Origin of the sequence: Lactococcus hircilactis, from assembly GCF_009601015.1 — a bacterium.
Classification (GTDB): Bacteria; Bacillota; Bacilli; order Lactobacillales; family Streptococcaceae; genus Lactococcus; species Lactococcus hircilactis.
Genome location: NZ_WITJ01000003.1, coordinates 1 through 15,276, shown reverse-complemented (window position 1 = coordinate 15,276; position 15,276 = coordinate 1). Strand labels below are relative to the sequence as shown.

Sequence of the window (15,276 nt, the reverse complement as noted above, 5' to 3'; positions counted from 1 at the left end):
AGGTAAAAATTGATTAACGAACAAAAATTACAACTGGTCAAACGGCTGGGCATTGGAGCAGCAGTGGTCTTGCTTTTGTTAACGGGCTTATTCGTAGGGCTGCGACTCGGAAAGCCTGCCAAAGTGTCTCAAAGGCAAGTCCCCACAAAGGTTATTTCCACGTCTCGCCTATCACCAGGAAATGTCACGCATTTCTTGACGGAATACTACACGAAAAAAGAACTGTCGGAAAATCGGAATCGTTATAAGAACCTGATGACTGATGAAATGTACCGTGAGGCCGTTGCGACAGAAAATCAACCTGTCAATCAGGCTTATAAAGGATATATTATCAATCAGGTCTATCAAAAAGCCACGATTTACTTGGATGAAACAGAATTGACGGCGCTTTGTGTGGTGCATTATACCAATACTCAGCGCTCTAGTCTTCAATCAAAGGTGGGCGAGTTGAAAGACCAAGAAAATACCGATACGATTCTATTGAGCTACACCAAACAAGGTAAAAAGCTCCTTGTCAATAACATACAAAACGTGGCTTTTTCAGAACCCTTGGACGCGGACAATCAAAATACCTATCCAGAAAGCACGAACGCTACGTCCTCGTCTAATAAACTTGGTACAAAACCCAATGACAAGGTGGCAATTACAGGAAGTGGCGTCACGCAAGCATCAACTACAACAGAAAATGGAGAGAACCCGTAATGGTAAGACAAACAAAACTCAGTGATCTAGAAAATCGACGTCTTCGCCAAGAAAAAGAACTGGCAGATTTAGAACAAAAGCAAAAAGATCTCGAAGGTAAAATCGCACACAAAAAAGAAGAGTTAGAAGCCACGAACTCCAATGTCATCGCAGAAATCTTGGCTTCTCATCAGTTGACCATGTCAGAGTTCTTGAAACAAATGCCGCAAATGGTAGAGCAAGCAAAAAGTCCAAGCAGACAGGGAAAACCAACGCTTCCAGTAGTACAACCAGAGGAGGAAAGTCATGAATCCCTTTAAAAAGACTGCTTTTCGCTATGAGATGAGGAATTGCGTGAACTTTCGAGCGACAGAGGTCTCAGATGCCTATGAGCTTATCAATTGGGTCATTGCGGAAAACTTGCGCTTGCAGGAATTAAAAGTCAATGGCTCAGTCACTTTAACAAAAGTCAAAACCACGGCGAAAGGCGAGCAGGAGATTTACTCCGCCGCACTTCACTTTCCCGTTTTGATTGCGGACGAAGAGGACTATGACGACTGGCTTGAGTTTTTCTATGCCACGCAACCCGTCAAAGAAAAAGACCGCTTGGAAAAAGAAAAAAGTTTTCCTAAAGTGATGCCCTTTAAACGTCCTAAAGTGGCTGAACAAGAAAATCCTGATGTTAAGGCTTATGCGCCAGCCCCTGATTTGTCTGCTATGGACGAGGGGCCAGAAGAAAGGGAAGATGAAGAAAAAGCAAGGCTTTCCTTGCAGATCAGGTCGCAAGAAGCGGAGATTGAGAAGTTGAAGCAACAACTCAATCAATCTGAAAGTAAGAAGGTACCTAGAGAAGCAGAAATCATTGAACCTCCTAAATCTGAACCTCCTAAGTCTGAACCACTTTCCAAGAAATCGTCAGTTTCTAAAATACCATCCATTGATTCATCAGAGATAACGGAACTTTTACCTTTGCTGGATAAAAATTCTGTCCCTGATTCCACCTTAAAGGCCCTCGGTTTATTGGACAAAGCAGAGATTACGAAACAAGTCCAAGACAGTTTTCAAGCCCTTTACCAGCAAGAACTGGAAAAAGAAAGGGCCAAAATTGAAGCAACTAAAGTGGCTGCTCTAAAAATTGCCAAACAAGAATTTGACGAGAAAGAGCGCGCAGCGAAGGTAGAAGCTCAAAATAGTCGGCTTACCACAGAGCAGGACTTAAAAGAAAAATATGAACTTCTGATCTTTGAGGAAAGTCAAAAACGTTTAGAGGCACAGCGTGAAAAAGCCCAAGCCCTCTCTGAACAAGTCCTTTCCACACTTCTTAGGGACATCGGTTTTGAAGAAGGAGATAAATAGGAAGTATAGGAAAAGTTGTATATTTCACTATAAAATGGTATAATGAGAGCAAGAAAGGTGGTGGGATCGCCATGCTAAATCAGAAAACCCGACAAATTTTTGAAAAAAATGGAGGCGTGTTGACCCTACCGAAAGCCCTAGAATGTGGTCTTTCTAAGGAGGGGGTGCGTAAGATGTATTTGCGTGGCGAGCTTGAAAAAGTCCATGCAGGGGTCTATACGCTAAAAAATGACCTCCCAGATGAACTGTTACTGTTACAAACGGTTTATTCTAAAGGGGTTCTCAGTCATGAGAGTGCAGCTGCTTTATACGGCTTTACGAGCTTCACACCAACAGAACCCATTTTCTCCTTTCCACAAGGCTATAAACTCTATCGTAATCCTAAACTTGCGATTGCTCCCTATTTTGTTAGTCGTGAGCAGTACCAGACAGGAATCAAGGAGGTACAAACTTGGGAGGGAAATCCAATTTTGGCTTATAATCCAGAGAAAACGCTGGTTGATTTAGCGCGTTCTCGCTATACGCTTCCCCTTATTTTTGAGGAGGTCATGCAAGGTTATTTTGCCTTGGGAGATGTCAATGTGGAGCGTCTGTTAGGCTATGCCCAACAGTTTGGCGTGCTTGACAAAATGAAAAAGGAGATGACGGTCTATGCTTAGTGAACAACGCGTTAAAAATCTCATTAAGGAGAAAATGGATGGGACAGGCTTGTCAGCCCAACAACTCTATCGGCTTTATGCAGTGGAGCAACTTGCCAAAAAGATTGCCTCAACCGAACAGTTAAAAGATAAATTTATTCTCAAAGGGGGCTATCTCTTAACAATAATTTTGCAGCTGGCGAATCGTGCGACCGCAGATTTGGATGGAACAATCGCTAATATGCGTCTTGATGAAGAAGGTTTAAAGCAATTTGAACAGCTCATTTCGAAACCAGAAAGCAGTGATAAAGGCTATTTTGAATGGTTGCGACAAGAAGAAACGCGAGAAGATTTCTTGTACAATGGCTTTAAAATCCATTTGAATTACTGCATTGGTAAAATGAAAATTCCAATCAAGATTGATTTAACAACAGGAGAAGATATTCTTCCTGTTCAAAACCAACAAATTCAGCTCTTGTTTGAAGATGAAAAAATTGATTTCAGGTCTTACCCGATTGAGCAGATTATGGCAGATAAAGTCATTACAACGCTCTCTTATGGGCAAGTCGATAATACGAATTCCCGCTCAAAAGATTTGTACGACATTTATGTCTTAAAAAATGTTTTTCCTAATTTCTCGCTAAAGGATGTGGTAGTGGCGATGAATAAAACAAAGACTCAGAGAAACTTAGAAATTCCAGCGAAAGAATATGGAGAAATCATCTCAAGGCTTTCTCACTCCGCGGAACAGGAAAGCCATTGGCGAAAGTTTCAAAACCAAAATAGCTATGCGAGAACACTTGGCTTTGAGATAGTTTTTGAAGTAGTAAAGGCTGTAGTTGATGATTTGGCTGTAACGGAAGAGAAGATGTTGAACCGTACCAAAGGTGAAAATCCATCCAAAAATTTTGAGAAACGGCTACGGGAGGCAGAAGAAAAACAAGTAAAATTTATAGAAGATAACTCCCCTGAGAAATCAAGGTCGGCACATTTGTAAGGAAAAGCAAAAAGTTGGATGTATCACTAGATAAAAAAATAATGGAGAGATATAGATGTCCTTTGATGAAGAACGGCCGTATCAGGTTGAAAAGACCGAATATAGCGGCCGCCATAAGTTAGACCTCTGGGAGACGGCTTTTGGACTACAAAAAACAGATGGATTAGAGCCGTCTGAGTACATGGTGCAACAAGCACAATCCCATATTGATGGAAAAGTCAGCTATCAGGAAGTTGAGCAAAATGTCAAAAGTTATTATGTGGAGAATCCATCAGAAGATGACAAGCGCCATGAAGAAGCGGATGTTTCGTCTCTTGGGATTTTCCAAATTTTAGCAGAAGAAGGTTTCAGCCTAAGTCCTGTGACTCTACTCAACTATCACAAGCGCCTATTTCATGGCGTTGAGAGTTTTCGTTATCCTGTCGGGCGTTATCGGACGGAAAACGTCACGAAGACAGAACCTGTTTTGAACGGTAAAAGTGTTGAATATGCCAGTGCTTCTATGATTGCGGAAAATCTTGCTTATGATTTTGAAATGGAGAAAAATCGGGATTATTCTATGATGACAAAACACGAGATTGCGAACCAAGTCATGAAGTTCGTTTCTGGAACCTGGCAGACGCACCCTTTTCGGGAGAGGAACACCAGAACGTCAGCCGTCTTTTTGATTAAATACCTCCGCCACATGGGTTTTGAAGTGAATAATGAACCATTCAAGAAAAATTCAAAGTTCTTTAGAGATGCCCTTGTCCTAGCTAATGCGGCGACCACTTCACGCTATCGGACAGACCAATACCTCAAATGGTTTACCGATAACCTATTATTTGGCGGTACTCATGAGCTTGTGATTGTGCCTTTTAAAAGCCAAAAAGATTTCTATACGCACTTGGAAGAGGCAAAGCAGAAACAGGCAAAATTTCCCTCAAGTAATACCAACGAACAAAAATCTCCAAAATTATAATTGGTTAGAATCTGGATTTGAGAGATGGTTTTTCGAGTACCATCCAACGTTTATTTTGCTTCGGTGACAATAAAAAAGGAGTGAGCTAAGTATGTCAAGTTCCCATATAAAGTATTTTAAAAAGAAATCTGACTTAGTAACTATTCAGGGGAAGGTAGTTACAATCTATGAATTAAAGATAGATCAGGATGTTACAATTATCAACGAATGGGCGAGACATCTAAGGGAAGAATACTGTTCGGATGATGACCTCGAATTTTTGGTTCCAGATACGGGACTTACATACCAAGAATTTCTAGCCCAAATTAAGTTTCCTGACCCAACTATTGGGATAGGTGCGGCGACAATGTCAGGGGACTTCGCAGAGATTTTAGTTAGTGATTACATTGAATTTATACAAGGTTACTACACAACAAGAACAAGGTATAGAAATAAAATTAATCGAAATTCTTCTCCGATGGGAAGTGATGTTTTGGGTTATAAGTGTAAAAATGCTGACTCTCCTTCATCAAGTGATGAATTACATGTTCTAGAAGTGAAGGCACAAGCTAGGGAAGCTAAGCCAGAAGCAAAGCTTCAAAAGGCAGTTAATGATTCAGTAAAAGCAAATGATAAATTACGCCTAGCTGAGTCTCTTAATGCTGAGGTACAAAGGTTGCGGGGATACAATATGCTCGAAGAAGCAAAGCTGGTTAAAAGGTTTCAAAATAAAACAGATAGGCCTTATAATCTTGTTTTCAGTGCTGTAGCTGTCCATTCCAGTCGCTCTTATAGTGAAGACTTAGTGAGACAGGTTGATGTTTCCAAGAACGTTAATCAGAATCTTAAACTTTTAGTTATTTATTCTGACAAATTATTGGAATTTATCAAAGAACTTTATGAGAGGGCCAGTCGATGCTGATTGAAGATCATTCAAAATATTTACTAAAGAAAACAAGAGCTAAATCAAAGATGTTTGAGTACGACGTTCCTCTTGATGAGCATATTGACGTAGAATCAAATGCGATTGATTTACTGTTGATAACTATTGGCGTAATAGGAAATAGCTCAAATAATATTTGGAAATCTGAAACCGCCCCAATCATAGTCAGCGAAGAAGACCAAAAAGAATTGGAATTTTCATCACGCTTTTTTGATGCACTTTTTCAATCTAAGTTGGAACTGAGGCATCAAAAATATTATTTACTACTAGGTTCGATTGCTTATTACTTTTCTGATATGATTGGTAGTTCAATGGTTTTAAGTCAAAAGTTGGAGTTTGGAGACAATTTTGGGTCCTCTGGAATTGCAGTTCTGATTGAGTACTTTCTGAAGGGAAAGCAGGATAAGCCAGATATTGAGTTACTTAACGGAAAATATCAGGATGAGCTTATGAGGCTTCTTACGGATTATGAGTTATATTTTGAGCAAAAACGTGATGTAGATTTTACATTTTTTGAAAAACTTAAGAATAAAGTCTATAGCGAAGGCACAAGTCGTGAATTACTTTTGGTTGATGCATTATTGGCGATTTTCAAGAAAAAAATTCTTCATTCACCGCAGAATCTAATGCCAGGATTTTCAAATATCAGCAGTGAAGTGTGGCATGAACAGCTAGGGGTTCAAGAAAAAATAACAGAACTTTGGCCAGCGCAAATCAAATTTGGAATTGAAGGCGTTTTTGACGGTAACTCGGGAGTTATCCAAATGCCTACGAGTTCAGGAAAAACGACCTCAATTGCTCTGACAATCCAGTCTGCTTTTCTTTCTGGTAGAACGAATTTAGCTGTAGTAGTGGCTCCATTTAGAGCATTATGTAAAGAAATAAGTGATGACTTGGGCAGTTATTTTAAAGCAAATTCAAATTTTGTTTTATCACAGCTTTCCGATATACCGAACACGGAGGAACTATTTGGAACAATTCAATTGCATGAAGAGAAAATGCAGGTTATTGTTCTGACGCCAGAAAAATTCCTCTACTTACTTAGAAATGATCACACCATTCTGGAACGAATGGGATTAGTCATTTTTGATGAGGCTCATTTATTTGATGATGGATCGCGAGGAGCAGATTATGAGCTATTATTGTCAACAATAAAGCTTTATTTGGATGGGAAAAAGGATATTCAGAAATTACTTATATCTGCTGTTATTCCAAATCCAGAAGAATTAAATAATTGGTTCAATAATGGAAGTGGGCAAATTATTGCGGATAATACAATAAAATCGTCTGAAAAAACAGTTGCTTTCAGTGATTGGGGAGAAAGTGGAAAATCTAAAAATGGAATTTTGCATTTTATAAATCCAGAAAATATGAATGAGGAAGAGTTTTTTGTTCCGCGTGTTGTAGAAACCTCTAATTTAGAGAAAAAAGGCAAAGAAAGGAAACAAAGAAGATTTCCTGAATATGGAAAAACGAGTGACATAGGGATTTATTTCTCGATTAAGCTGATTCATAATGGAGGGGTTGCAATTTTTTGTCCTACTAAAGTAGTTGCAGATAACATTTTGAAACGGTTTATAGAGATTGAGGAGCGTGGTTATGACATTTCTACCCTATCCAGGTTCTGTAAACATAATGAACATGAAAAAGTAGGGAGGTTAATTGAACATAATTATGGGACAGAGAATGAGATTTATAAAGCAGCGCTTAGAGGTATCTTTGTTCATCATGCTGGTATTTCCAATGGCATCCGTAATTGTGTAGAGTATGCTATCAAGAATAATTTATCAAGGTGCGTGGTTTGTACATCAACACTAGCCCAAGGTGTTAACTTGCCAATTAAATACTTAATTGTTCCAAGTTTTTATCAAGCAGGAAAGGAATTCAAAGTTCGGGATTTTCATAATCTGATAGGACGAACAGGAAGAGCAGGGAAGTATACAGAAGGGAGTATCATTTTTTCTGATTCTACCGTCTATCCTCAACGGTTTCAAGACCGTAACCGATGGAAATTTGAAAAATATACTCATCTATTAGAGACAGGTAATTCAGAGAAATGTTCTAGTAATATTTTGAAGATAGTACAACAGGTTAGTTTTAAGGAAGGAGCCATAACTTATACGGTACCGTTCAAAGTATTGGTGGAGTTTAGGTATTCTGATAAGGCAAGCTACCGTGAAACAATAGAAGAATGGAGAAAAGTATTACAAAGCTATAAAGTTGGGTTAGAAACTTTCGAAGAAAGGTTGAGCATTCTTGAAAATACTCTTGAAGCAATCGAAAATTATATTCTTGAGTCCTTTGCTGCTTCTTCCGAAAGTGAGCAAGATATTAAAGTGATACTTGGTCAAACTTTTGGCTATTTTCTGGCTAATGATGAAGAAAAGCGTGAGCTAATACATTTATTTGAGCTTGTACAAGAATATATTTTGAACAATATTTCAGAAAATGATATTTCTATCTTTAGTAAAGCACAGCTAGGCGTTTTTCAATCGGAAGAATTAAATAACTGGGTTCTGTCAAAAGTTGAATTATTCAATTCTTCAGAAAATGAACAGGATTTGATAAGATTAATTTTTCCACAACTTATCAGATATTCAGAAAATAACTCAATAAAAAAGGTTATCCAAGAAGAAGAAATTGCTAATATACTGATGAAATGGATTGCTGGGGAGAGTTATTTTAGTATCTTGGAATATTGCAAGCAAAATAGGGTGACCGTTAAAGACAATCGCCCGAAGGCAAAGCAGAGAGACATCTTGTTGAGCGATATCATTGAAATATGTGATAATGGATTTGGTTATTCAGCAATAATGGTGGTAAATGCTATTGCTGAGATTGTGGCTGCAGTAGTTCCGAACAGCGATGTGATAAGAAAAAAACTAAATTTACTAAGCCAAAAAATGAGGTATGGCTTACCTGATAAGAAAGCAATTTTGGTATATGAAATAGGATTTTCAGATCGTGTAGTTGCTCAAAGAATTGGTGAAGTTTTATTTGTTCTTAACCTAAATAAAGCAAATATAAAAAGTACAATCAAGGAAAATAAGGTAACAATTACCGAAATCCTATCCGCCTATCCTTCCTATTTTGAGCATGTTTTGAGTGAGTTGTAAAAGATAGAAGTAAGTGGGGGAGAACTGGCCTAAAAGATGTATGAGCTTTATTTTTCGTATTCAGTCTCTTGAAGTATGAAATTCAAAAAGTATCTTATTGTAGGCGAAAATTGTACACCATGTACAATGGGGAGGTAAGGAAGGGGAAAACGTGCAAAACATTTATTCGCCAACGAATGCCAGAAGAAATTTTTTCAGTTTATTGAAGCAGATTGCAAGTGAGAACAAGCAGGTGATAATACGACAAAAAATTCTGATTTTGATGTGGTCATCATGAATAAAAGAGATTGGGAGTCTATTCAAGAAGCGCTTTATCTTCTCACAACAGGGACACTTGACAAAGTTGTGGGCCGTGAAAACGATGACTCTATTTCTACAAATGCCAATGACATTGATTGGGACGATTTATGACAAGTTGAAATCAAAAATTCTACTGAATCAGCTTTTGGAAAAATAAGCGAGTGATAATTTGCTCTATTTAGATACATTATAAATAACTAAGAATGGGGACCATGACATTTTGTTCATGGTCTCTTTTTGTGGAGAAAGAGGGAAAATGGATCAAGAACAAGTGATTGACAAATTTGTCGTCAATGGAACTAATACGCTACGCACCTTTCTCAAAATCTTAGAAAATTTGTCGAGCGATGGGCTCCATACATGGCTAGAACGACAAGATACTCTAACGACAGGACAAAATAAACTGCATCGTTTACTCAATGCAACAGACCCTGTGACCTCGCAATTTTTAAGGCAGGAAGTGGATTTGAAAAAAGTCAAGCATTATTTTGAGGAACAGGGGCTACCTTTTGCTTTTAAGAAAGTGGAGCATGGCACCAACATTTTTTTCAAAGTGAAAGACGAGGCCTTAGCTAAAAAGGCCTTAGAGGGAATTTTGGCAGAACTGACAACCCGCCCTGCCGAGGTAGTGAGTCAACTGGTTAAAAATCCTAATGTACAAACCTTTGAAGAAAAACTCAAAGCGGGTAAAGCCCAAGAGGCAGAGCGCCTGTCCCGTGTGGCGAGACGACAGGACAAAAGTGTTGAAGCTACACCAAAGATGGGAGGAATAAAATGAGTGATAGAACCCGCCCCTATCAAAAGAATTTGAAGCACTACCTGATTTTATCGGGAGTGCTTTTTATTTTAGGATTTTGGTTGGGGAATTTTTTGACAGGCCTACCGGGGCAAACGCTGGCAGATCAGTTCGACAGCCTCTTTAACTATGCCTTATTGGAACTCTTATCAGACCAGGACTTCCAATTTCTTTATGTGCCGACCTCAATCGGTTTTTTATTTGCCCTTATTGGGGGATCTTCGGGACTGATTGCTTATGTTCGCAATAATGACCACGGCGTTTACCGCAATAATGAAGAACATGGCTCGGCAAGGCTTGCGCGGCCAGAAGAAATCAGTCATTTTGCGGATTTAAGACCTGAGAATAATATTATCTATACGCAAAAAGCCCGCATGGGCTTGATTAACCAAGCGATTGATTATCGCTACCAAAAGAATAAAAACGTCGTGGTGTTGGGCGGGCCGGGCTCAGGGAAAACTTATACCTTTGTCAAGCCTAATCTCATGCAACTGCTGGGAAGTTATATCGTTACCGACCCGAAAGGACTACTAGTCCGTGAATGTGGCAAGATGTTAGAGGAAAATGACTATCAAGTTAAAATCTTTGATTTGGTCACGTTTTTTAACAGCGACCGCTTTAATATTTTTCATTATTTAGAGGATGAAATGGATGTGGATCGAATCTTTGGAGCCATTTCAGAAGCCACTAAAAAAGGCGATAATCAAAGCGAAGATTTCTGGCAACGCGCAGAAGGACTCCTTGCCCGTGCGATGATTACCTTTTTGTGGATTGATGGACAAGATAACGATTATACCCCTGACCTTGGCATGGTCTCAGAACTTTTTCGTCATATTGAACGCAAAGAGGCAAAGGTCCCAAGTGTGGTGGAGGAGTGGATGGAAGAACAAAACGCTCGCCACCCAAATAACTACGCTTATAAACAATGGACACTCTTTAATGACCTTTTTAAAGCGGAAACACGCTCCAGTGCGCTTGCGATTGCGGCAACCCGCTTTTCGGTGTTTGACCATGATAAAGTCGTTAATCTGATTGCGGAAGATACCATGGACATTGATTCTTGGAATGAAGAAAAGACAGCCGTCTTTTTGGCGATTCCTGAAACAGATGACAGCTATAACTTTATCGCAGCTATGTTTTTATCAACGGTCATGGAGCGCTTGCGTAAAAAAGCAGATGAAGTGCTGCAAGGTACGAGAACCTTGCCAAATGGGAAAACGCTTTTGAATGTGCGCTTTATCTTAGATGAGTTCGCAAACATTGGGCGGATTCCAAACATTGATAAAGCCTTGGCCACCTTTAGAAGCCGAGAAATGTCGATTGTGATTATCCTGCAAGCTTTAGCTCAGCTCAAAACTATGTATAAGAACGGTTGGGAAACTTTGCTGAATAGTTGTGACAGCCTGCTCTTTTTGGGGGGAGATGAGAAAGAAACCACAGCCTATCTCTCTCAACGTGCAGGGAAGCAGACTATTTCCATTCGCAATCGAACGCAAAATCATGGGCGAGGTGGAGGCTCAACGAGTTATCAAAAACAAGCGCGGGATCTCTTTACGCCTGATGAGATTGGCCGATTAAACAATAACTCGGCGCTACTCTTCATCTCAGGACAGTATGTCTTTAAGGATAAAAAATACACGGTGGATGACCACCCGAATGCCGCATTATTGGCTCAAAACCCACAAGACCCAAATTGGTACACCTATAAACGTTATATGGACGAGGAGGAAGAATTTTTGGATAAGGCCACACAAATCATTGACCATGGTGTCATTACCCACGAGGAGGCGGCCTAAGATGAAACCAAAGTCTCCTAAAAACAAAACGCTTGATTGGCAGCTTAAAGATATTCCTAAAGCACAGTTGAACAGGATATTATCAAAAGACGATACCTTAGAAAAACTTGAAACCATCGTCAATCACTCCATTTGTGGTAATACCTTTGAGTTGATGGAGTGGCTCCCTAAGCAATGTGTGGATTTAGCCATTGTGGACCCGCCCTATAATTTGGATAAAAAATACGACGGCAAGTCGTTTAAAAAGATGAAGTCGGCTGATTATCAAGCCTATACAGTGGCTTGGATTGAACGACTCAAGCCCTTACTCAAAGAAAAGGCGACAGTCTATGTTTGTACGGATTGGCAAACAAGCCTAGAAATTGCGCCCCTCCTTGGTCAGTATTTTCACATTCAAAATCGCATCACATGGCAACGAGAGAAAGGGCGAGGGACTTTATCTAACTGGAAAAATGGAATGGAGGACATTTGGTTCTTAACCAACACGAAAGACTATACTTTTAATTTGGAGCAGGTCAGAATACGTCATAAGGTGTTTGCCCCCTATAAGGAAAACGGTCAGCCTAAAGATTGGCAAGAGACCCAAGCAGGAAAATTCAGAGATACCCTACCGTCTAATTTTTGGCCGGACATTTCCGTGCCTTATTGGTCCATGCCAGAGAATACAGCGCACCCGACCCAAAAGCCTGAAAAGTTGCTGGCAAAATTGATTTTAGCAAGTTCTAATCGGGGTGACCTCGTCTTTGATCCATTCTCTGGGTCAGGTTCAAGCCTCGTCACCGCTAAAAAGCTAGGACGGCGCTACGTCGGGATTGAACAAAGTTTGCGTTATACAGCTTGGGGCGAAGTGAGGTTGAAACGGGCAGAGCGAGATTCCACCATTCAAGGCTATGCGGCAGGTGTATTCTGGGAAAGAAATACCTGGCTCGACCAGAAAAAAAGTAGGAAAAATCAGAAGGGAGGCAAGAGTGGCTGAAATTCAAACGCTTGATGATCGAAAAGAACTTTTAGCCCAAGCGCAATCGGCGAATATCTTTCAAGTTGCCCAGCAACTGGGATTAAAAGCGCTTGGCTCGAATATGTATGACTGGGAGGGACATCAAAGTATCTGGCTTAATCCCAGAAAGAATCGTTTTAATTGGTTCTCAGAAAACTTGTGGGGTGGGCCTGTTGATTTAGTCAGCTTGGTTCTTTTTAACGCTCGGACATTTGAGGAGCGTCGAGCGCACTTCAAAGAAGCAGTAGCTTACCTCACACAAACAGAGTGGCAAAAGTTTGACGTTCAAAAAATCCCCCAAGCGCAACCTTTTCATTACTATTTGAGAGACCAGGCCAACAAAAGCCTTGCAGAGAAGTACCTTAGCAAAGCTCGTTGCTTATCTCAAGCAACGATTCAGTTCTTTGAGGAAAAAGGCTTAATCGCACAATCGCAGTGGCGGAATACCCTCGAAAATGGTCAATATTTTTATGAACCGATTTTGGTCTTTAAGCATTTTGATAAGCCCCTCCACATGGTGGGTGCCAGTGTGCAAGGCATTAAGGCTTATCCCGAATTGCACAAGGATCACGCCAGTGGACATTTGAAACGGGTCTTGAAAAACTCAGGAGCTTATGGAGGCATGGTGCTTGATATTGGCCAACCGGAGCGCTTGATTGTTTTTGAAGCCCCGATTGACTTAATGAGTTATTATGAACTTCATCAGGCAGAACTTGAAAACGTCAAGCTGATTTCAAGTGATGGCTATAAGTCTCAAGTCATCTCACGCTACCTTGCAGAGATTTATGGTTGTGAGGAGCTGGCACTTGTCCAAAAGGAAAAGTTTTTAGAGACTTTTGACCGCTTGGCGGTAAATATTGAGGACTTACCTAAGCAGCTGATTACTTTTGCCTATGACCATGATGAAGCAGGGAAAACTTTTGTGAAACGGTTTAATGACCAGTATCCTAATGCCCCCAAATTTGCACAGACAGATTTCCCACCGCTTCATGTGGGACAAGTAAAAAATGATTGGAATGATGAACTAAAAAGTCAGAAAGGATTGATGACAATGAAAACTGAGTCAAGTGAAAAATCAGAGAAAAGGGCGAGCTTTTTAAAGCTCTCAGACACGGAACAAACTTATCTCATTCAGAAATCTCGTGCGGATGAAGAGAAAAAGACGGCAGATCAAATTGTAGCGGCGCAACACCTCCGTGAGCTGCAATGGAATTTCAAAAAGGAGGATCAGACCCGATTAGATGGTCTTTATGACCAGTTGATTGACCAAGACTTTTCCCCGCTTGACCTGCTTGCTTTAGAGCCAACGCAGGACGAAGTGGTGCAAACGCTCCTTAAAGAAACGCAACAATTTGATGATGAAATGACTAATCTCTTTACACAGGCCCCACCTGCCCCTCAACCTCAAAAAGAAGCAACAACAAATCCAGTCGTTGAGCCACCCCAAGCACCGCAGACCACTTCACCCGTTGAGACAAGGACGTCTCCCCAAAAGGTAGAAACGAAGAAGGAGCTTCCTAGCGAGGTCAAAAGTGTCCTCACAAAAGAAGAGCTAGAAATCGTACTCTCGGCGCATTTTTCAAAAATTGAGGGACTGGTCAATCAATTTAAAAAGGAAGTCTTGGAAAATAAGACTATGTCCAAAGAGGAAACTCAAACAGAAGTCAAAGGGATTAGAGCACAGATTCATGAGCGCTTATTGGAGCTTGTGAATCAGGTAAAAGGAGCGATTCTCAATAAGAGAAATCAAATGGGTACAGCGCTCCAAGCCACAAGAATTTCTGTGACCAATACTCTGAAATCCCCTTTTCTGAAATTGAGTCAAGAACTCCAAGCCATAAGTCAAAACTTAGCGCAGCGTTTTGCTTTGGAGGAGGTGCCTAAGACCCCTAAAAAAGTCAAAAGTAGAAAAGCATTGGCTGAGGAACTGTCAGAGAAAGCAAAAGTGATTGAGGACTTGAAAGCCCAACTGGCGACGCAAGGTCAAAAACAGCCAGAAGCAGAGAAGTCAAAGACGGCTAAAAAGCGGTCAAAGTCTAAAAAGAACTTTGACACGCGACTCCAACAGGCCAAAGAAGTGGAACAAGATAAAATAAAAGCCGTTGCCGCTCAAGGAAATCTGCCTGTCGCTAAGGGAATTTCAGTCTAAAAAAGAGAAAAATCACGTTTTTGAGGAGTAAATTTGGCTTTTTTATCACGTTTTCAAGGTGTAAAAATGATGAGTTTTCACGTTTTAGCAAGTTAATTTTGCGAATAGTTTAGGTTTTTGGAGGTTCAGGAGCAAGAAAATTCCCTTTAAAAAATCTTTTTGTAAAAAATGGGACTTTCTGATAAAATAGGTGAAGAAAATGCCTGAAAAAGAATGGATTGATTGTTGGACTAATGTCAAATAATTAGACACAAAAAATGGAAATTAAATTTTAAAATACTCCATTTATTTCTGATTAGGGGTTAATTCATGGTTGGCAGAATGAGGATTGTAGTTGTTGTAAAAACATTCAATGTATTCAAAACAAGAAAGTTGTACTTCTTGAATGGAATGAAAAGTCTTCCGATTGATTTCCCAAAGTTTCAGGTACTTGAAAAAATCTCAGTGACAGAATTATCATAGGGGTAACCAGGTTTAGAATAGGAAGCTAGAATATTATTTTCATCCAAGAGCTTTCTGAATGCTTGAGCTTTAAATTGTGATCCCTGGTCAGAATGAAAAATTAAA

General features: G+C 40.0%; 13 protein-coding genes and 1 pseudogene. 13 read left to right on the top strand and 1 reads right to left on the bottom strand.

Translation table 11 applies throughout. From position 1 onward, the window contains the following. Window positions 1-9: 9 nt before the first annotated feature. From GHI93_RS02145 to GHI93_RS02085, 13 genes are all read left to right on the top strand, one after another. Window positions 10-702, top strand: coding sequence for a hypothetical protein (locus GHI93_RS02145; protein ID WP_153495180.1), 693 nt, complete (start codon window positions 10-12; stop codon window positions 700-702). Beyond that, entirely contained in the window at window positions 702-1,001 is a 300-nt protein-coding gene (locus tag GHI93_RS02140; RefSeq protein WP_153495178.1) for a hypothetical protein, read from the top strand. The genes GHI93_RS02145 and GHI93_RS02140 overlap by 1 nt, the downstream gene beginning before the upstream one ends. Beyond that, complete coding sequence (locus GHI93_RS02135; RefSeq protein ID WP_153495176.1) at window positions 988-2,037, top strand: hypothetical protein; 1,050 nt, start codon at window positions 988-990, stop codon at window positions 2,035-2,037. The genes GHI93_RS02140 and GHI93_RS02135 overlap by 14 nt, the downstream gene beginning before the upstream one ends. A gap of 71 nt (window positions 2,038-2,108) precedes the next feature. Next, window positions 2,109-2,696 (top strand): type IV toxin-antitoxin system AbiEi family antitoxin domain-containing protein, encoded by a 588-nt coding sequence (locus tag GHI93_RS02130; protein ID WP_153495174.1) that lies wholly within the window; start codon window positions 2,109-2,111, stop codon window positions 2,694-2,696. Beyond that, complete coding sequence (locus tag GHI93_RS02125; RefSeq protein ID WP_153495172.1) at window positions 2,689-3,672, top strand: nucleotidyl transferase AbiEii/AbiGii toxin family protein; 984 nt, start codon at window positions 2,689-2,691, stop codon at window positions 3,670-3,672. Before GHI93_RS02130 ends, GHI93_RS02125 begins: the two co-directional genes overlap by 8 nt. Before the next feature lie 55 nt (window positions 3,673-3,727). Further along, complete coding sequence (locus tag GHI93_RS02120; protein WP_153495171.1) at window positions 3,728-4,633, top strand: Fic family protein; 906 nt, start codon at window positions 3,728-3,730, stop codon at window positions 4,631-4,633. A gap of 91 nt (window positions 4,634-4,724) precedes the next feature. Then, window positions 4,725-5,534: a Hachiman antiphage defense system protein HamA gene (locus GHI93_RS02115; protein ID WP_153495169.1), complete on the top strand. Its 810-nt coding sequence runs from the start codon at window positions 4,725-4,727 to the stop codon at window positions 5,532-5,534. After that, window positions 5,528-8,671, top strand: a complete 3,144-nt coding sequence (locus tag GHI93_RS02110) for a DEAD/DEAH box helicase (protein ID WP_153495167.1) — start codon at window positions 5,528-5,530, stop codon at window positions 8,669-8,671. Before GHI93_RS02115 ends, GHI93_RS02110 begins: the two co-directional genes overlap by 7 nt. A 273-nt stretch (window positions 8,672-8,944) precedes the next feature. Then, window positions 8,945-9,082 carry a hypothetical protein gene (locus tag GHI93_RS02105; RefSeq protein WP_211368869.1) on the top strand — a complete coding sequence of 46 codons (138 nt, stop codon included), beginning with the start codon at window positions 8,945-8,947 and terminating at the stop codon, window positions 9,080-9,082. Between the two features lie 145 nt (window positions 9,083-9,227). After that, a complete protein-coding gene (locus GHI93_RS02100; RefSeq protein ID WP_170272369.1) occupies window positions 9,228-9,749 on the top strand; it encodes a DUF3801 domain-containing protein in 522 nt (173 codons plus the stop codon). Beyond that, entirely contained in the window at window positions 9,746-11,563 is a 1,818-nt protein-coding gene (locus GHI93_RS02095; protein WP_153495163.1) for a VirD4-like conjugal transfer protein, CD1115 family, read from the top strand. The genes GHI93_RS02100 and GHI93_RS02095 overlap by 4 nt, the downstream gene beginning before the upstream one ends. Before the next feature lies 1 nt (window position 11,564). Continuing rightward, window positions 11,565-12,539, top strand: a complete 975-nt coding sequence (locus GHI93_RS02090) for a DNA-methyltransferase (RefSeq protein WP_153495161.1) — start codon at window positions 11,565-11,567, stop codon at window positions 12,537-12,539. After that, window positions 12,532-14,709, top strand: coding sequence for a toprim domain-containing protein (locus tag GHI93_RS02085; protein ID WP_170272368.1), 2,178 nt, complete (start codon window positions 12,532-12,534; stop codon window positions 14,707-14,709). The genes GHI93_RS02090 and GHI93_RS02085 overlap by 8 nt, the downstream gene beginning before the upstream one ends. 285 nt (window positions 14,710-14,994) lie before the next feature. On the opposite strand, the pseudogene GHI93_RS12970 reads toward GHI93_RS02085, so the two are convergent. Further along, window positions 14,995-15,276: pseudogene (locus GHI93_RS12970) on the bottom strand (integrase core domain-containing protein); the annotation flags it as partial.